17 protein-coding genes are annotated in these 18,043 nt (G+C 63.2%); 9 read left to right on the top strand and 8 right to left on the bottom strand.

Annotated elements, in window-relative coordinates:
- Positions 1-24 precede the first annotated feature (24 nt).
- Positions 25-486, top strand: a complete 462-nt coding sequence (locus A7D16_RS20840) for an H-NS histone family protein (RefSeq protein ID WP_064635210.1) — start codon at positions 25-27, stop codon at positions 484-486.
- Positions 487-546: 60 nt separating this feature from the next.
- Here A7D16_RS20840 and A7D16_RS20835 read toward each other — a convergent pair whose 3' ends face one another.
- Entirely contained in the window at positions 547-1,806 is a 1,260-nt protein-coding gene (locus A7D16_RS20835; protein WP_064635208.1) for a threonine/serine exporter family protein, read from the bottom strand.
- Positions 1,807-1,975: 169 nt separating this feature from the next.
- Between A7D16_RS20835 and A7D16_RS20830 the strand changes: the two genes are divergently transcribed.
- The 4 genes from A7D16_RS20830 (at position 1,976) to A7D16_RS20815 (ending at position 5,598) form a co-directional block, all read left to right on the top strand.
- Positions 1,976-3,088 carry an MlaE family ABC transporter permease gene (locus A7D16_RS20830; protein ID WP_064635207.1) on the top strand — a complete coding sequence of 371 codons (1,113 nt, stop codon included), beginning with the start codon at positions 1,976-1,978 and terminating at the stop codon, positions 3,086-3,088.
- An 85-nt stretch (positions 3,089-3,173) separates the two neighbouring features.
- The gene (locus A7D16_RS20825; RefSeq protein WP_064635204.1) at positions 3,174-4,010 is read left to right on the top strand and encodes an ABC transporter ATP-binding protein; all 837 of its coding nucleotides are present in this window, start codon (positions 3,174-3,176) and stop codon (positions 4,008-4,010) included.
- 2 nt (positions 4,011-4,012) lie between these two features.
- Complete coding sequence (locus tag A7D16_RS20820; protein WP_064635202.1) at positions 4,013-4,939, top strand: MlaD family protein; 927 nt, start codon at positions 4,013-4,015, stop codon at positions 4,937-4,939.
- On the top strand, positions 4,936-5,598 hold the full coding sequence (locus tag A7D16_RS20815) for an ABC-type transport auxiliary lipoprotein family protein (RefSeq protein ID WP_064635200.1): 663 nt from the start codon (positions 4,936-4,938) through the stop codon (positions 5,596-5,598). Before A7D16_RS20820 ends, A7D16_RS20815 begins: the two co-directional genes overlap by 4 nt.
- Here the strand turns inward: A7D16_RS20815 and A7D16_RS20810 are convergent.
- Positions 5,595-6,194 carry an alpha-ketoglutarate-dependent dioxygenase AlkB family protein gene (locus A7D16_RS20810; RefSeq protein WP_064635198.1) on the bottom strand — a complete coding sequence of 200 codons (600 nt, stop codon included), beginning with the start codon at positions 6,192-6,194 and terminating at the stop codon, positions 5,595-5,597. The genes A7D16_RS20815 and A7D16_RS20810 overlap by 4 nt on opposite strands.
- Before the next feature lie 125 nt (positions 6,195-6,319).
- Between A7D16_RS20810 and A7D16_RS20805 the strand changes: the two genes are divergently transcribed.
- Positions 6,320-7,969, top strand: coding sequence for an electron transfer flavoprotein-ubiquinone oxidoreductase (locus tag A7D16_RS20805; RefSeq protein WP_064635196.1), 1,650 nt, complete (start codon positions 6,320-6,322; stop codon positions 7,967-7,969).
- On the top strand, positions 7,966-10,053 hold the full coding sequence (locus A7D16_RS20800) for a glycoside hydrolase family 99-like domain-containing protein (RefSeq protein ID WP_064635194.1): 2,088 nt from the start codon (positions 7,966-7,968) through the stop codon (positions 10,051-10,053). The genes A7D16_RS20805 and A7D16_RS20800 overlap by 4 nt, the downstream gene beginning before the upstream one ends.
- Positions 10,054-10,107: 54 nt before the next feature.
- Here A7D16_RS20800 and A7D16_RS20795 read toward each other — a convergent pair whose 3' ends face one another.
- Both A7D16_RS20795 and A7D16_RS20790 read right to left on the bottom strand, forming a co-directional pair.
- Entirely contained in the window at positions 10,108-10,737 is a 630-nt protein-coding gene (locus tag A7D16_RS20795) for a CoA transferase subunit B (RefSeq protein WP_064635192.1), read from the bottom strand.
- A complete protein-coding gene (locus tag A7D16_RS20790; protein WP_064635190.1) occupies positions 10,737-11,468 on the bottom strand; it encodes a CoA transferase subunit A in 732 nt (243 codons plus the stop codon). Before A7D16_RS20790 ends, A7D16_RS20795 begins: the two co-directional genes overlap by 1 nt.
- A 135-nt stretch (positions 11,469-11,603) precedes the next feature.
- Here A7D16_RS20790 and A7D16_RS20785 point away from each other — a divergent pair, with 135 nt between their 5' ends.
- Both A7D16_RS20785 and A7D16_RS20780 read left to right on the top strand, forming a co-directional pair.
- Complete coding sequence (locus A7D16_RS20785; protein ID WP_064635189.1) at positions 11,604-12,950, top strand: phosphohexomutase domain-containing protein; 1,347 nt, start codon at positions 11,604-11,606, stop codon at positions 12,948-12,950.
- Positions 12,951-12,995: 45 nt separating this feature from the next.
- On the top strand, positions 12,996-14,399 hold the full coding sequence (locus tag A7D16_RS20780) for a mannose-1-phosphate guanylyltransferase/mannose-6-phosphate isomerase (protein WP_064635186.1): 1,404 nt from the start codon (positions 12,996-12,998) through the stop codon (positions 14,397-14,399).
- 115 nt (positions 14,400-14,514) lie between these two features.
- On the opposite strand, the gene rfbD is transcribed toward A7D16_RS20780, so the two are convergent.
- Genes rfbD through rfbB form a run of 4 tightly spaced genes read right to left on the bottom strand, consistent with a single transcriptional unit; the run spans position 14,515 to position 17,968 of the window.
- On the bottom strand, positions 14,515-15,423 hold the full coding sequence (rfbD, locus tag A7D16_RS20775; RefSeq protein WP_064635184.1) for a dTDP-4-dehydrorhamnose reductase: 909 nt from the start codon (positions 15,421-15,423) through the stop codon (positions 14,515-14,517).
- The gene (rfbC, locus tag A7D16_RS20770) at positions 15,420-15,977 is read right to left on the bottom strand and encodes a dTDP-4-dehydrorhamnose 3,5-epimerase (protein WP_064635183.1); all 558 of its coding nucleotides are present in this window, start codon (positions 15,975-15,977) and stop codon (positions 15,420-15,422) included. The genes rfbD and rfbC overlap by 4 nt, the downstream gene beginning before the upstream one ends.
- Positions 15,974-16,861 (bottom strand): glucose-1-phosphate thymidylyltransferase RfbA, encoded by an 888-nt coding sequence (gene rfbA / locus A7D16_RS20765; protein WP_064635182.1) that lies wholly within the window; start codon positions 16,859-16,861, stop codon positions 15,974-15,976. Before rfbA ends, rfbC begins: the two co-directional genes overlap by 4 nt.
- A gap of 51 nt (positions 16,862-16,912) precedes the next feature.
- Positions 16,913-17,968 carry a dTDP-glucose 4,6-dehydratase gene (gene rfbB, locus A7D16_RS20760; RefSeq protein WP_064635180.1) on the bottom strand — a complete coding sequence of 352 codons (1,056 nt, stop codon included), beginning with the start codon at positions 17,966-17,968 and terminating at the stop codon, positions 16,913-16,915.
- Between the last annotated feature and the right edge of the window lie 75 nt (positions 17,969-18,043).

The raw sequence follows: 18,043 nt of genomic DNA, 5'->3' as shown, positions 1-18,043 counted from the left end.
TCTCTCTCATCTTCCGGAGTCGTGATGTCGATCGATCTTAGTGGCCTGTCGGCCAAGCAGTTGGGTGCCCTGATCAAAAATGCAAAGAAGCAGCAGACCGTGGTTGCCAAGCGCGCTCCGATCGCCAAGGTCCGCACCCAGCTGACCCGCGCTGCAAAAGCCCAGGGTTATTCCATTGAAGAATTGTTTGGCGCTTCCGCCAGTGCAGGCCCGGGCCGTCCGGCCGGTGCCGCAAAGCCGGGCCCGCGTGCCGGCCGCAAGCTGGGCAAGGTGCCGCCGAAGTATCGCAACCCCGCCAATGCCCAGGAAACCTGGACCGGCCGTGGCAAGCAGCCGCGCTGGCTGGCCGAGCTGACCGCTGCCGGCAAGAAAGTGGAAGACTTTCTGATCAGCAAGGTGGGCGCTGCAAAGAAGGCAGCAGCGAAGAAGTCAGCACCGCGTAAAGCCGCTACCAAGCGCGCGACCAAGAAGTCCAAGGCGGCTTGATTCAAACCAATAAAAAACGCCGGCATTGCCGGCGTTTTTATTGCGCGGTGTTTTCCCCGCTCATAAATTCTTGCGGGCCGGAATCAGTAGATTGCCAAACAGCAATCCGGCCATCAACGCCATCACGATATTGGTCACCGCCAATAGCGCGGCTTGTCCCACGCTGACATCCTGTTGCTGCACCAGGGTCAAAAAGCCACGCAAACTGACGCTACCGGGAACCAGCATGATGATGCCGGGCAAACGGATCAGCGCACCGGGTTTGTGCACCACCCGCCCGAACAGATTTCCGGCAGCGGTCAATGCCATGGCCGATGCGAAGACGCCGGCAGGACCGCCCCAGGCATGTCCTGCATAACGCGCGATGACATACCCGGACATGGCCGCGGCCATGATCCATAAATAATCGCGTCGATTGGCTTTGAACAACACCGCAAACGCATAAGCGGCGACGAATAACGACGCCCATTCGACCCAGCCGGCCTGCGGCCGCAATGCGGCCACCTGCGGATGCAGGCCAACCAGCTGGGTCAGCGTGACCGCAATCACCGCACCGACGGTCAACTTGAGCACCGTGGTGACCGCACCGGCCAGCCGCGCCGTGCCGGAGACCCAGTGCTGGCTGGCCAGCTCGTTGAATGCATTGGTCAATGACATGCCCGGCAGCAGCACCACCAGCGAGGCGATGATCACCGTATTGAGGTTCAACGGCCCCACCAACGACGCCACCAGCGCGGCCACCACACCGGCCAGCAGGCCGGCCAGCGCTTCGCCAGCCTCCTTGGTGGCCGCGCGTTTGTCGGTGTACTGGGTGAGCAGGCCGATCGACATGCCGATCGCCCCCGCTGTGGCGATATCCAGCCAGGGCAGCTTCCACAACCCGGCCACACCGGCGGCGGCCAGCCCGAACGCCAGCACCTGCATGGTCTTGCCGCGCCGGTCCACCTCGCGGTCCAGCCGGCGCAGCGCGGTATGCCCCTGCGCAATGCTCATGCGCCCGTTGGCCACGCCGTCGGCCACGTAGTCGGCCACGCTGAGCTTGTATAGATCGTTCTCGCCCGGGGCCAGGCGGATCACCCGGGTGATGTCGCTGGAGCCGATCGCCTTGGTCGGGTCGCTGAAGCTCAGGATGATGCCGGTGGGGTTGGACCAGGGCTCGCAGTCCAGGCCCAGCTTCTGCGACAGCCCGATCACCGCCGCCTCCAGCCGTTGCGCGGTGGTGCCATAGGAATGCAGGCGCCCGGCGATCTCAGACACGAAGGCGACGCGCTGGGCGTAGGTGGCGCTGGCGGACGGAAGGACGACGGAGGCAGCGGACATGCGTGGCGGGTTGGATTGGAAGAATGCCGTGTCCGGCGAGGCCGCCAGTGTATGCCGCAGCGCGCGTGGCCGGCGCCCTCATCGCCGGCTGCATGCCGACCGCTTCCTTTCGCGTCCCCATCCTTCGCTCACATCGGCCCTGTATGCTGGCGCCACGGACAGGCCACCCATGATCAAACCGCAACCTCCACGCATCGAACAAGACTCGCAGGATCAGGCACAGCTCCGCCTCGCTGGCAGTTGGGTCCTGGCGACCGCCCTGCCGCAGGCAGAACTATTGCAGGCCGTGCCCGACGGGGTGCGCCGCATCGACGCGCGCGGCATCGGGCAACTGGATTCGGCCGGCGTGCTGCAGCTGCTGCGTTTTGCCAGCCGCATGGGCCTGAAGGAAGACGCGATCGATTTCCGCGATGAACACCAGGCGCTGGTGTGCACCATCGAAGAACTCAACGACGAGCGCCCCAAACCCAAACGCGATTACGGCTTTGTCGCCGCACTGGACCGCCTGGGCCGCACCACCCATGGCGTGGGCCAGGGCATTCTCGAGTTGAACAGTTTTCTGGGCGAGAACCTGGTCAAGATCGGGCGGCTGATCCACGAGCCGCGCCGCTTCCGCCTGACATCCACCGTGCACCACATGGAGCAGGTGGGCCTGGATGCGGTGCCGCTGGTGGTGCTGTTGTCGTACCTGGTGGGCGCGGTGATCGCGTTCCTGGGCTCGACCATCCTGCGCGACTTCGGCGCGGAAATTTATGTGGTGGAACTGGTCTCCATCGCCTTTTTGCGCGAGTTCGCGGTGCTGCTGACGGCAATTGTGTTGGCCGGCCGCACCGCCAGCGCCTTCACCGCGCAGATCGGTGCGATGAAATCGCGCGAGGAAGTGGATGCCATCCGCACGCTGGGCCTGGACCCGATCGACCTGCTGGTGATTCCGCGCCTGCTGGCCTTGATCTTCACCCTGCCGCTGCTGACCTTCATCGCGATGATTGCCGGCCTGGCCGGTGGCGTCACCGTGGGCGCCTTCGATCTGGATATTCCGCCGCAGATGTATCTGGCGCGCATGCACGACACCATCCAGTTGCGGCATTTCCTGGTCGGGTTGTCGAAGGCGCCGCTGTTCGCGCTGGTGATCGGCCTGATCGGCTGCCTGGAAGGCCTGAAGGTCAGCGGCACCGCGCAATCGGTGGGCGAGCGCACGACCTCGTCGGTGGTGCAGACCATTTCCTTGGTCATCATCCTCGACGCGATTGCGGCGTTGTGGTTCATGAAGATGGGGTGGTGATGGAGCCGGGATTCGACATTCGGAATTTGGGATTCGCACGAAGCAGACGCGCAGCCAGCGGCCTGATATCCGGGAGCGCTGTGCTGTGACCAATCCCCACTCCCCACTCCCCACTCCCGGCCCAGAGGCCGACGACGACCAGTTGGCCATCTCCGTCCGCGGGCTGACCAACCGCTTCGGCAGCCAGACCGTGCACGAAGATCTGGATCTGGACGTGCGCCGCGGCGAGATTCTTGGCGTGGTCGGCGGTTCGGGTACCGGCAAATCGGTGTTGATGCGCAGCATCCTGGGCCTGCGCGAGCCCGATGCCGGCAGCATCCAGGTGCTGGGTGCGGATGCGCGCTCGGGCCGGTTCGCCGACCGTCAACACATCACCCGCAACACCGGCGTGCTGTTCCAGGACGGCGCGCTGTTCTCGTCGATGACCGTTGGCGAAAACGTGCAGGTGCCGTTGAAGGAGCATCACGGCGAGTTCCCGGAGCGCTGGTATTTCGAACTGGCGCTGCTGAAGATCAAGCTGGCTGGCTTGCCTGCCGATGCATTGGACAAGCTGCCCTCGCAATTGTCCGGCGGCATGCGCAAGCGCGCCGGCCTGGCGCGGGCGCTGGCACTGGATCCGCCGCTGCTGTTCCTGGACGAGCCCACCGCTGGCCTGGACCCGATCGGCGCGGCCGCCTTCGACCGCTTGATCCGCACCCTGCAGCAGGCGCTGGGCCTGACCGTGTTCCTGATTACCCACGACCTGGATACGCTGTACGCCATCTGCGACCGCATCGCGGTGCTGGCCGATCGCAAGGTGATCGCCAACGCGCCGCTGGCCGAAGTCGAACAACTCGACCACCCCTGGATCCAGGAATACTTCCACGGTCCGCGCGCCCGCGCCGCGCGCGCGGCCAAGACCGACTCCACCGAGACCGCCTGAGCATGGAAACCAAAGCCAATTACGTCCTGATCGGCGCCTTCACCATCGTGGCGGGCCTGGCCCTGCTGCTGTTCGGTCTGTGGGCGGCCAAATACTCCTCCGACCGCACCTGGCAGCAATACCGGGTGGTATTCCGCGAGGCGGTCACCGGCCTGTCGGTCGGCAGCCCGGTGCAGTACAACGGCATCGCGGTCGGCTCGATCACCGCGCTGACGCTGGCGCCGAACGACCCGCGCCAAGTGGTCGCGCACGTGCGTGTCAACTCCACCACGCCGATCAAGAGTGACACCCGCGCCAAGCTGGCCATCACCAGCCTGACCGGCCCGTCGATCATCCAGCTCTCCGGCGGCACGCCCGAGGCGCCGTCGCTGACCACCATCGACAAGAGCGATGCGCCGATCATCCAGACCACGCCCTCGGCGCTGCAGAACATCACCGACACCGCCAACCGCATCGTCGAGCGCATGGACGAAATGCTCTCGGACAAGAACGTGGCCAGCATTTCGGCAACGCTGCAAAACCTGGAAAAGATCAGCGGCGGCATCGCCGACCGCGACGAAGGCATGCAGGCGCTGATCGTCAGCGCACGCGATGCCGCACGCAATCTGGATACCACCCTGACCACCACCAACGGCACCATCAAGCGGCTGGACCAGAACCTGGTGCAGCAGCTGCCGGGCATCTTGAACAAGCTGGACGCAACCCTGGTCAAGCTGGATTCGGCCGCCGGCAACGCCGACAACATCCTTGGCGAGAACCGCGCCGCCATCAATAGTTTTGCCAACGACGGGCTGGGCCAGCTCGGACCGACACTGACCGAGTTGCGCGGCCTGATTCGCGACCTGCGCCGGGTCAGCGACAAACTGGACAACAACCCTGCGCGCTACCTGCTCGGCCGCGACGCACCCAAGGAGTTCGAACCGAAATGACTGCCATGCGCCTGTTGCGTCCCTTGCTATGCGTCTCGTTGCTGGCGCTGGGCGGCTGTTCGGTCCTGACCGGCGGCGACCAGAAGCCGGCCACGATCTATGCCCCCACCGTGCGGATCACCCCGAATCCGTCCTGGCCGCAGGTGACCTGGCAGCTGGTGGTGGCCAAACCCAGCGCCGCACGCGTCATCGACAGCCCGCGGATCAATGTGCGCCCCACCCCTGGCGAACTGCAGGTCTATCACGGCGCCGGCTGGGCGCAGCCAGCGACCGACATGCTGGAGGACAGCGTGGTACGCGCCTTCGAGGACTCCGGCAAGATCGCCGCCGTGGCCCATGTCGGCACCGGCATCCGATCCGATTACAAACTGGCGATCGACCTGCGCCGCTTCGAATCCGATTACGCCGGCCAGACGCTGCCCTCGGCCACCATCGAACTCAACGCCAAATTGCTGCATTCGGCCGATCAACGCGTGGTCGCCTCGCGCACCTTCCTGGTTGCACGCCCGTCCACCGGCACCGACACCGCTGCAGTTGCGGCAGCATTCGAACAGGCGATGACCCAGGTCACTACCGAGCTGGTCGGCTGGACGCTGATCACCGGGCAGCAGGACAGCCAGAGCCTGCCGCGTCCGCTGCCACCGCGACAGCCGAACTAGCGCTCCAGGCCGCGCGTCGCGATCTGGCGAAACGTCAGATTGATGCGCTCGCCGATGGGTTTTACGGTGCGCGGTAAGGCATGCTTGTAATGACGCTGGGTATCGCCGCCCATCAGCAGCAAATCGCCGTGGCCTAGCTCCAGCGTCTGCTTCACGGCTGTATCGTCACGATGCTTGAACGCAAAACGCCGCGTCGCGCCCAGGCTCACCGAGGCAATCAACGGCTGTGCGCCCAGCTCCGGCTCGTCATCGCTGTGCCAGCCCATCGCATCGGCTCCGCTGCGATAGCGATTGACCAGCACGCTATTGAACGGGCAACCGGTTTCATCCTGCAGACGGGCGCGCACTGGCTGCAGCGCCTTCAGCCACGGCTGCGGTGCGAACTGCGTGCCCGAGTAGCGATAGCTAGCACCGGCATCGCCGACCCAGCTGCTCAGACGCGGCGAATCCACCACCCGCCCGAACATGCGGATGCGATGGATCTCCCACCGGACCTGGTCCAGCAAGGCCTGCATCAGCGCATCGGCGTGCGCGGCCTGCAACCAACCGCGACACCAATGGATCTGAGCTTGCGGCAGTGCAACGCGTATTTTCATGCGCAAACGCTAGCATGCGCATGGCCAGGCGCACCGGCAGAGGCGGATGAATCGACGCGATTTGCCGCCGTCACATGCAATCCCGGAAAATGCACACCAGCCATCGAGCCAACGGGAGCGGAGCAATGTCGGAAGCGGGAGTGGGCGCGCAAGCGTCAGAGACGGTCGAGCGCGACGTCATGGAATACGACGTCGTCACCGTCGGTGCCGGTCCGGCCGGGCTGTCGTTCGCGATCCGGCTCAAGCAGCTCGATCCGAACATCAGCGTGTGCGTGATCGAAAAATCCAGCACCATCGGCGCGCACATCCTCTCCGGGGCAGTGATCGAGCCCGGCCCGCTGGACGCCCTGCTGCCCGGCTGGCGCGACAACCCGCCGCCGATCTGCGTGGCCGCCACCGACGACGAATTCTGGTTTCTCGGCAAGGACAGCGCACGCAAGTTCCCGGTGGTGCCGCCCGGCATGCGCAACCACGGCAACTTCATCGTCAGCCTGGGCGCCATGTGCGCCTGGCTGGCGCCGCAGGCCGAAGCGCTGGGCGTGGAGATCTACCCCGGCTTCGCCGCTGCCGAAACCCTGCATGGTGACAGCGGCCAGGTCATCGGCGTGCGCATCGGCGACATGGGCGTGGCCAAGGACGGTTCGCACAAACACGGCTACACCGCCGGCATCGACATCCGCGCCAAGGTCACCGTGCTGGCTGAAGGCGCACGCGGACACCTGACCAAGCGTTTGCTGAAGCGCTTCGACCTCACCGCCGACAGCGACCCGCAGGGGTACTCGATCGGCATCAAGGAGCTATGGCAGGTGCCCGAAGGCCGCGTCACGCCGGGCAAGATCGTGCACACCATCGGCTGGCCGGCCGACACCCACACCTACGGCGGTAGCTTTGTCTACCACCTGGACAACAACCAGATCGCGCTCGGCTATGTCAGCGGGCTGGACTACAGCGACCCGACATACCAGCCGTGGGAAGCCTTCCAGCAATGGAAGAACCACCCGATGATCAAGCCGCTGCTGGAGGGCGGCAGCATTCTCTCGGCGGGCGCACGCGCATTGGTCAGCGGCGGCTGGCAATCGCTGCCGAAAGTGGAGATGCCCGGCGCCTTGCTGATCGGCGACACCGCCGGCCTGCTCAACGTGCCCAAGATCAAGGGTACCCATCAGGCGATTCGCAGCGGCATGCTGGCCGCCGAACACCTGGTGCAGTCGCAGCTGGCGCCGCAAGGCTTCGACGCCAAGTTGCGCGCTTCCGATGCGATGGCCGAGCTCAAGCAGGTGCGCAACATCAAGCCCGGTTTCAAGAAGGGCCTGTGGTTCGGCCTGCTCAACGCTGCCTGGGAAACCGCGATCAAGGGCGCCTCGCCATGGACGCTGCAGAACAAACCCGACTGGTCGGCGCTGCACAAGCTCGGCGAGTACGAGCAACCCAAGCGCGACTACGGCACCCGCGACCTCGCACCACGCGATCGCCTGCAGGCGGTGTATTTCGCCGCCACCGAACACGACGAAGACCAACCGGTGCATCTGAAGGTGCTGGACACCGATGTGTGCGCCACCCTCTGCGTGGAGGAGTACGACAACCCCTGCACGCGCTTCTGCCCGGCCAATGTCTACGAAATGGTCGCAGACACCGCCAGCCCCTCCGGGAAACGCCTGCAGATCAACGCCGCCAACTGCGTGCACTGCAAGACCTGCGACATCAAGGACCCGTACGAAATCATCACCTGGGTCACGCCGGAGGGTGGTTCGGGCCCGAACTACCAAAACCTGTGAGTGCGCCCGGTCGCTCGATGCAGTCGCGCCTGCGCACTTATGTGTTCGCTCTGTTGCGTGCAGGATTTCGTGCGATACCGCTGAGTGATGCCACGCGTGACCGCTGGCGCGGCTGGTTCCTGGATCGACATGCGGATTGGGTGCCAGAGCCCGCGCGCGGCCGTCTACGCCATGGCAGCTCGCGACGGCCGGTAGCACGCGGCGACGAAGCGGCGATTGGATATGTCCCCTACAGCACTGCCACCCTGCCTCAAACGCTTCCTGCGAAGCTGATCGCGTTCTATCTGCCGCAATTTCATCCGATCCCTGAAAACGATGCGTGGTGGGGCAAGGGCTTTACCGAATGGCGCAATGTCAGCCGTGCGCTTCCCCAATTCGAAGGCCATCAACAACCCAGGCTACCGGCAGATCTGGGCTTCTACGACCTTCGCACTCCGCACGTCATGCGCGAGCAAGCACGCCTTGCGCAAGAGTACGGTGTGGGCGCTTTTTGTTTTTATTTCTATTGGTTTGCCGGCAAGACCTTGCTGGAAATGCCGATCACCCAGTGGCACGAAGATGACACGATCACCCTTCCATTCTGTCTTTGCTGGGCCAACGAAAAGTGGGCACGCCGCTGGGATGGCCGCGGCGACGATATCCTGATCGATCAGGCGCATGATGCGCAGGACGACCTGGCTTTTATCGCGCATGTCGCAACTTACATGCGCAATCCCAAGTACCTGCGCGTCGAAGGGCGGCCGGTGCTATTGGTGTATCGACCACATTTGCTGCCTGAGCCTGTACAAACAGCCGATCGCTGGCGGGGCTGGTGTCGCGATCATGGAATCGGCGAGATTCACCTCGCGTATGTGCAGGGTTTCGAACGCCCCGATCCCCGCGATATCGGATTCGATGCTGCCGTCGAATTCCCACCGAACATGAGCACGCCACCTTCGGTGGCTGCCCGGCAGCGCTTGATCAATCCAGACTTCGATGGCGATGTACTCGACTGGCGGGAACTTGCCCGCGACATGGAGCAGCGACCGCTGCGCGAGTACACCTTGTACCCGGGCGTAAACCCTGGCTGGGACAACGAGCCACGGCGCTCCGGCAAGGGGCGCGTCTATCTGCATGCATCCCCGCGCCGTTACCGCGATTGGCTGATGCGTACCGTGCGGCACCGTCTGACCAATACGCCGCCTGCGCACCGCTTGGTGTTCATCAACGCGTGGAACGAGTGGGCAGAAGGCGCTGTACTCGAACCGGACACTCGCCTCGGGTACGCGTGGCTTGATGCGACACGGCAAGCGCTGCTACACAGCGCAGAATCTGTCACCTCATCGAATCAACACGATGCCTGCGTGGTCTTGCATGTCTGGTACCTCGATGTCCTGGATGAAATGCTCGATGCACTTACTCACTGCGGGCTGTCGCTGCGGCTTGTCGTCACCACGGATATCACGAAAGTGGTGCAGGTTCGCCAGCGCCTGCAAGAGCGCGGCGTCCAGGCGCAGGTGGAAGGCTTCGAGAATCGCGGCCGCGATATTCTTCCGTTCTTGCGGGTCGCCAACCGACTGCTCGACGAAGGCGAGCAATTAGTCTTGAAATTGCACACCAAAAAATCGACCCATCGCGAGGACGGAGACATGTGGCGGCGTGAAATGCTGTCTGCATTGCTCGCGCCACAGCACGTTGCTGCAGTCGTGCGCGGATTCGCGAACGAACCGCTACTTGGCCTTGCGGCGCCTGCGCAACACCTCTTGCCAGTCGCAGACTTTATTGGCGGCAATGCCGATGCACTCGATTACCTCGCTGTCCGCACCGGCACGGATCCAGTAAACGAAAACAGCATGTTCGCTTCCGGCAGCATGTTCTGGGCCAGACTTGAAGCGCTGCGGCCATTGTTGGATGCACATTTGCATCCCGGTGAATTCGAAAGCGAGCAGGGCCAGATCGATGGCACCCTGGCCCACGCGATCGAACGCTTTCTGGCTGTTGCCGTCACCCACTCCGGACATCGTGTCGAAACGGTCGAGCAGATCTCAGGACTAACTCAACCTGAGGCAACCGATCCATACCGCTATGCACGTAAGGCGCCCTGAAGCGCCTTGCATGCATAGCTGCTCAATGCGAGTCGCTACGTGAAGAAGCTTTGATTACGTAGCGAATTCCACACCAGTTTTCTGGCGCAACTCTTCGACCGCCACACCGTCCGCGGCCTCCACCAGCACCAATCCATCCGCAGTGACATCGAACACCGCCAGGTCGGTGATGATGCGGTCCACCACGCCGACGCCGGTCAGCGGCAGGTCGCATTCGCGCAGGATCTTGTGGCTGCCGTCCTTGGCGACGTGCTCCATCAGCACCACCACGCGCTTGACGCCGGCAACCAGATCCATTGCGCCACCCATGCCCTTGACCATCTTGCCGGGCACCATCCAGTTGGCCAGGTCGCCGCGCTCGGTGACCTGCATTGCGCCGAGGATGGCCAGGTCGATGTGGCCACCACGAATCATCGCGAACGAGTCGTGGCTGCCGAAATAACTGGCACCCGCGCGGGCGGTCACGGTCTGCTTGCCGGCGTTGATCAGGTCTGCGTCCACCTCGTCTTCGGTAGGAAACGGGCCGATGCCGAGCAGGCCGTTCTCCGATTGCAGCCACACGTCCACACCGTCGGGGATATGGTTGGCGACCAGCGTCGGCAGGCCAATTCCCAGGTTGACGTAAGCACCGTCAGTCAATTCGCGTGCCGCGCGCGCGGCCATCTGGTCTCTGGTCCAGGCCATTACTGCTGTCCTTCGCGCACGGTGCGCTGTTCGATGCGTTTTTCCGGCGTGGCGTTGAGCACCAAGCGGTCGACGTAGATACCGGGCAGATGCACGTGATCCGGGTCGATGGCGCCCAGCTCCACGATGTCCTCCACCTCGGCAATGCAGACGCGACCGGCCATGGCGCAGGCCGGATTGAAATTGCGCGCCGTCTTGCGGAACACCAGGTTGCCCGCAGTATCGGCACGCCACGCCTTGACCAGCGCCACATCGGCATGCAGCGCGGTTTCCAGCACGTAATGTTTACCGTCGAATTCGCGGATTTCCTTGCCCTCGGCCACGATCGTGCCGTAGCCAGTGGCGGTGTAGAACGCCGGGATGCCCGCCCCGCCCGCACGCAAACGCTCGGCCAGGGTGCCTTGCGGATTGAACTCCAGCTCGAGCTCGCCAGCCAGATACTGGCGTTCGAATTCCTTGTTTTCGCCCACGTAGGACGAAATCATCTTGCGGATCTGACGGGTGGCCAATAATTGACCAAGCCCGAAACCGTCGACGCCGGCGTTGTTGGAGATGACGGTCAGCCCGCCGATCCCACTGTCGCGCACGGCAGCAATCAGTGCCTCCGGAATTCCACACAAGCCAAAGCCGCCGACCGCCAGGGTCTGACCATCGGCCAGTACCCCATCCAGCGCTGCCTTGGCATCGGCATAGCGTTTACCGCTCGCCGTACCACGTTTTTCACTGCGCATCACCGCCCTCACCTCGCTGATGTGAAGCGCCCATTCTATCCGCTGACTGTTCCCTGTCCCCGATCGCAATTCCGCCACACCCAAGACACGGCGCAGCCGCTAAACTCGGGTGTCCCCCACCCTAGAGATTTGCCCATGACGCTACCCGCCTTCAAGGCCTACGACATTCGCGGCCGCGTGCCGGATGAACTCAACGAGGACTTGGCCCGCCGCATCGGCGTGGCGCTGGCGGCGCAGCTGGATCAGGGGCCCGTGGTCCTGGGCCACGACGTGCGCCTGGCCAGCCCGGGGCTGCAGGAAGCACTCTCGGCCGGCCTGCGCGCCAGCGGCCGTGATGTCATCGACATCGGCCTGTGTGGCACCGAAGAGGTCTATTTTCAGACCGATTATCTCAAGGCTGCCGGCGGCGTGATGGTGACCGCCAGTCACAACCCGATGGATTACAACGGCATGAAGCTGGTTCGCGAACAAGCCCGGCCGATCAGCTCTGACACCGGGCTGTTCGCCATCCGCGACACAGTCGCGGCCGATACCGCGGCGGCAGGCGAACCCACCGCCAGCGAGCAGAGCCGCACCGACAAGACCGCGTACCTGGAGCACCTGCTCAGCTATGTGGACCGCAGCACCCTCAAGCCGCTGAAGCTGGTGGTCAATGCCGGCAACGGTGGCGCCGGCCTGATCGTGGATCTGCTCGCGCCGCATCTGCCGTTCGAATTCGTGCGCGTGTTCCATGAGCCCGATGGCAATTTCCCCAACGGCATCCCCAACCCGCTGTTGCCGGAAAACCGCGACGCCACCGCCAAGGCGGTCAAGGACCATGGTGCCGACTTCGGCATCGCATGGGACGGCGATTTCGATCGTTGCTTCTTCTTCGATCACACCGGCCGTTTCATCGAAGGCTATTACCTGGTCGGCTTGCTGGCCCAAGCCATCCTGGCCAAGCAGCCGGGCGGCAAGGTCGTTCACGACCCGCGCCTGACCTGGAACACGGTCGAGCAGGTCGAAGAAGCCGGCGGCATTCCGGTGCTGTGCAAGAGCGGCCATGCCTTTATCAAGGAAAAAATGCGCAGCGAAAATGCCGTATACGGCGGCGAAATGAGCGCACACCACTATTTTCGCGAATTCGCCTACGCCGATTCCGGCATGATTCCGTGGCTGCTGATCGCAGAGCTGGTGTCGCAGTCGGGCCGCTCGCTGGCCGATCTGGTCGAGGCCCGCATGCAGAAATTCCCGTGTAGCGGTGAGATCAATTTCAAGGTCGCAGATGCCAAGGCGTCGGTGGACCGCGTCATGGCCCATTACGCCGATCTGTCGCCGGAGCTGGATTACACCGACGGTATCAGCGCGGATTTCGGCGAATGGCGCTTCAATCTGCGCAGCTCCAACACCGAGCCGCTGTTGCGCCTGAACGTGGAAACACGTGGCGATGCCGCACTGCTGGAAACGCGTACGCAGGAAATTTCCGCCATGCTGCGCGGCTGATCTACCATTCTCCCCACCTTTGACGCACTGGAGTTTCCCCCGCCCATGAGCGACGTCCTCCCCATTATTTTGTCCGGCGGTTCCGGCACGCGCCTGTGGCCGCTGTCGCGCGAATCCTATCCGAAGCAGTTCCTGCCACTGGTTGGCGACAAGAGCATGTTGCAGGCGACCTGGCTGCGTGCGGCTCCGGTGGCTGCGCATGCACCGATCGTGGTGGCCAATGAAGAACACCGCTTCATCGCCGCCGAGCAGTTGCAACAGCTGGGCGTGAAGCCCTCGGCCATCCTGCTGGAGCCCAAGGGACGCAATACGGCACCGGCAATTGCCGTTGCGGCGCTGGAAGCGACCCGCGACGGTGCCGACCCGCTATTGCTGGTGCTGCCTTCGGACCATGTCATCGGTGACGAGGCTGCGTTTCAGGCAGCAGTGACGGTCGCCGCCGAAGCGGCAGCGCAGGGCAAGCTGGTCACCTTCGGCATCAAGCCGACCGCACCTGAGACCGGCTATGGCTACATCAAGGCCGGTGCGGGCACTGGCGCGAGCGCGGTCGAACGCTTCGTCGAGAAGCCCGACCTGGCAACCGCGCAAGGCTATCTGGCCAGCGGCGAGTACTACTGGAACAGCGGCATGTTCCTGTTCCGTGCCTCGCGTTATCTGGAAGAACTGCGCAAATTCCATCCCGCCATCGCCGATGCTTGCCAGAAGGCATGGGAAAGCGGCAAGCGCGACGCCGATTTCACCCGCCTGGACAAGGACGCCTTCGCCGCCAGCCCGTCGGATTCGATCGACTACGCGGTGATGGAAAAGACCGCCGATGCGGTCGTGGTGCCATTGGATGCGGGCTGGAACGATGTCGGTTCGTGGTCCTCGCTGCTGGATGTCTCCAAGCAGGATGCGCAAGGCAACGCGCACCATGGCGATGTGATCCAGCTCGATTGCCAGAACACCTATGCATACGGCTCGCGCCTGATCGCCATGGTCGGCCTGGAGGACGTGGTGGTTGTCGAGACACCGGACGCGGTCCTGGTCGGTCACCGCGACCGTATCCAGGAGGTCAAGGACGTGGTCAGCCAGATCAAGACGGCTGGCCGTTCCGAGGCAACCTGGCATCGCAAGGTCTATCGTCCGTGGGGCGCCTACGATTCGATCGACATGGGCCAGCGTCACCAGGTCAAGCGCATCACCGTCAAACCCGGTGCGGTGCTCAGCCTGCAGATGCACCACCATCGCGCCGAACACTGGATCGTGGTGAGCGGAACCGCCGAAGTCACCCGTGGCGACGAGGTCTTGCTGCTGACCGAAAACCAGAGTACCTACATCCCGCTAGGCGTAACTCACCGCCTGCGCAATCCGGGCAAGTTGCCGCTGGAATTGATCGAAGTGCAGTCCGGCAGCTACCTGGGCGAAGACGACATCGTGCGCTTTGAAGATACCTACGGGCGCGCGTGATCGGTTGTTCGTGAAACGCTGCGTCGCATGAGCAAACAGCCGGGAATTCCCGGCTGTTTGCATTTCGGGCATCGGGCATCGGCAGTCGCGCTACCGGCATCGACCTGTTGTTGAACTACGTCCTGGCCGCAGACAATTCGGCAATCACACGCTGCAAGCCAACGCGCCACTCGGGCAATTCGATGCCGAAATCGCTCTGCAGCTTGTCGATCGACAACCGCGAATACGCCGGACGCCTGGCCGGTGTGGGGTAGTCGGCAGTCGTAATCGGCACTACACGCGGCGCACGCTCCAGCAGACCGGCACTGACCGCTTCCTCGAAAATGGCCTCGGCAAACCCATGCCAGCTGGTCTGGCCAGCTGCAGTGAGGTGCCAGGTGCCCGAGGTATCGGGCGCGCGCTGACGCAGCAACTGCGCAGTGACATCGGCGATCAAGGCCGCTGGGGTCGGTGTTCCGATCTGATCGGCCACCACGCGCAACTCATCGCGTTCGACACCCACCCGTAACATCGTGCGCAGGAAGTTGGCACCATGCGAGGCATACACCCAGGCGGTACGCAGGATCAGATGCTGTGCACCGGACGCACGGATGGCCTGCTCACCGGCGAGCTTGGTTTCCCCGTAAACACCGAGCGGTGAGGTCTGTGCATCCTCGCGGTACGGCGCTGTGCCCTGCCCGTCGAAGACGTAGTCGGTCGAGTAGTGCACAAGCGGTATGCGATTGGAGGCGCACCATGCTGCGATAACGCCAGGCGCCGTTGCATTGGCACGGATCGCACTTTCGCGATCCTGCTCGGCGCGATCCACTGCCGTATAAGCGGCGGCATTGACCACACGCGATGGCTTGATCCGATCCAGCAAGGCCGTCAGCGTGTCGGGCGCATCGAAGTCCGCTGTTTCGCACGCGCTGCCGTCAGACAACTGGCCGCTGCGCGTGGTGGCCTGCACGGCATCGTCGATTGCCAGCGCACGCAGCAGTTCCGTCCCAACCTGCCCGTTTGCGCCAAACACCAACGTGGTCACGGCATATACACCGGCAGTCGGTCGGCTGGCACCTCATCCAGGAACGGCGCAGCGGAGTCCTTTGCAGACAGCAATGGATCGCTGATCGGCCAATCGATACCGATCGCGGCATCGTTCCAACGCACGCCGGCATCGGCTTCCTTCACATACACGTCGGTGCACAGATAACTGAACAATGCTTTCTCCGAAAGCACGGCAAAGCCATGAGCAAATCCCTCAGGTATCCAGACTTGGCGACGGTTTTCTGCACTCAGCAAAACGGCGGTCCAACGCCCGAAATGGGGAGATCCAGCGCGGATATCCACCGCGACGTCGTAGACCTCACCTTCGAGCACGCTTACCAGTTTGCCCTGTGGCCGAGGCCACTGGTAATGCAGACCGCGCAGCACTCCCTTGGCAGAGGTGGAGACGTTACTTTGCACAAAAGTCGTCGGCAGACCATGCTGCCTGAAGCGCTCTGCATTCCATGTTTCGAAGAACTGACCGCGCTCATCGCCGAACACTGCAGGCTCGATGACGACGCAGCCGGGCAACGTCGTTTCGATCACTTTCAATGGACAACCCCGCGCTTGGCCAATGCCGTCAGATATTTGCCATAGTCATTCTTCAACAACGGCGCTGCCAGGCGCTCCAGCTGCTCTGCATCGATCCAGCCCTGGCCAAATGCGATTTCTTCCGGGCAGCACACCTGCAGACCCTGGCGCATCTGGATGGTCTCGATGAAATTGGCCGCTTCATGCAGCGACTGGTGCGTGCCTGTATCCAGCCACGCATAGCCGCGCCCCAGAGGCTCAAGATGCAGATCGCCAGCATCGAGATAGCAACGATTGAGATCGGTGATCTCAAGCTCGCCGCGTGGCGAGGGCTTCAACGCAGCCGCGTAGTCGCTGGCCTTGCCGTCATAGAAATACAGACCGGTAACCGCGTAGTTGGAGCGGGGCTTTTCCGGCTTTTCGGCAATGTCGATGACCCTGCCTTGCTGATCAAATTCGGCCACGCCATAGCGCTCTGGGTCGTTGACCCAATAGCCAAACACGGTTGCACCCTGCTCGCGCATGTCGGCGCGGCGTAGGGTGTCAGTCAACCCGTGACCATGAAAAATATTGTCGCCCAACACCAGGCAGCTCGGCTTGCCATCGACGAACTCGCGACCGATCAGATAGGCCTGCGCCAGGCCGTCAGGGCTGGGTTGCACGGCATACTGAATATTGACACCCCATTGGGAACCATCGCCCAGTAGCGACTGGAACAGCGCCTGCTCGTGCGGTGTGTTGATGATCAGGATGTCGCGGATACCTGCGAGCATCAGCACGCTGAGCGGGTAGTAGATCATGGGCTTGTCGTACACCGGCAACAGCTGCTTGCTGACGCCTTTGGTGATCGGATACAAGCGCGTTCCGGAACCGCCCGCGAGAATGATGCCTTTACGTTGAGTCATGAGAGCGTCCTTGGAGGTCCGCACAGCATTATGCGGACGCTGAGATGAGTATCAGGCGGTCGCGCCAATGCGTTCAAGGCGATAGCTTCCATCCAGCACGCCCTGCACCCAGGCCTGATTGGTCAGGTACCACTCCACCGTCTGCGCGATGCCCTGCTCGAAGGTATAAGCCGGTTCCCAACCCAGGTCGTTCTTCAGCTTGGAGGCATCGATCGCATAACGACGGTCGTGCCCAGGCCGGTCGGTGACATGGGTGATCTGGCTTGCCCGCGGCTTGCCGTCCTCACGCGGGCGATGCTGATCCAGCAGTGCACAGATCGCCTGCACGACCTCGATATTCTGGCGCTCGGAATTGCCTCCCACGTTGTAGGTCTCGCCAATCTTGCCCTTGGCCAGCACGGTGCGGATCGCCTCGCAGTGATCGCTGACGAACAACCAGTCGCGCACCTGCTTGCCATCGCCGTATACCGGCAACGGCTCGCCGGCCAGCGCCTTGGCGATCACCAGCGGGATAAGCTTTTCCGGGAAATGGTACGGGCCGTAGTTGTTCGAGCAGTTGGTGGTCAGCACCGGCAGCCCGTAGGTGTGGTGAAACGCGCGCACCAGATGATCCGATGCCGCCTTGGACGCCGAGTATGGCGAATTCGGTGCGTAAGGAGTGGTCTCGGTGAACTTGCCGGTCTCGCCCAACGTGCCGTAGACCTCGTCGGTGGACACATGCAGGAAACGGAAAGCATCGCGACGCGCAGCCGGCAGCGCTTTCCAGTAATCGCGCACGGCCTCGAGGAGAGCCAAGGTGCCGACGACGTTGGTCTGGATGAAAGCGCCCGGGCCTTCGATCGAGCGATCCACATGGCTTTCGGCAGCGAAATTCAGCACCGCGTCCGGCTGATGTTCCTGCAGCAGGCGGGTCACGAGCGCGCCATCGCCAATGTCGCCCTTGACGAACACATGGCCGGCATTGCCTTCCAGCGACGCCAGCGTGTTCAGGTTGCCCGCGTAGGTGAGCGCGTCGAGATTGATCACACGGATCCCGCGTGCGACTGCCTCAAGAACAAAATTTCCGCCGATAAAACCGGCCCCGCCGGTCACTAGCCAAGTCGCCACTATCTACCCCTCCTGTTCGCGCGCGCACTGCGCTGCGTTTTCAAACCACACAGGATATACGGTCAGAGCAATGCC

It is taken from the genome of Xanthomonas nasturtii (genome assembly GCF_001660815.1).
Lineage (GTDB): Bacteria > Pseudomonadota > Gammaproteobacteria > Xanthomonadales > Xanthomonadaceae > Xanthomonas > Xanthomonas nasturtii.
Note: the sequence above shows the minus strand (reverse complement) of the source record. Positions and strands in the feature narration are given on the sequence as shown.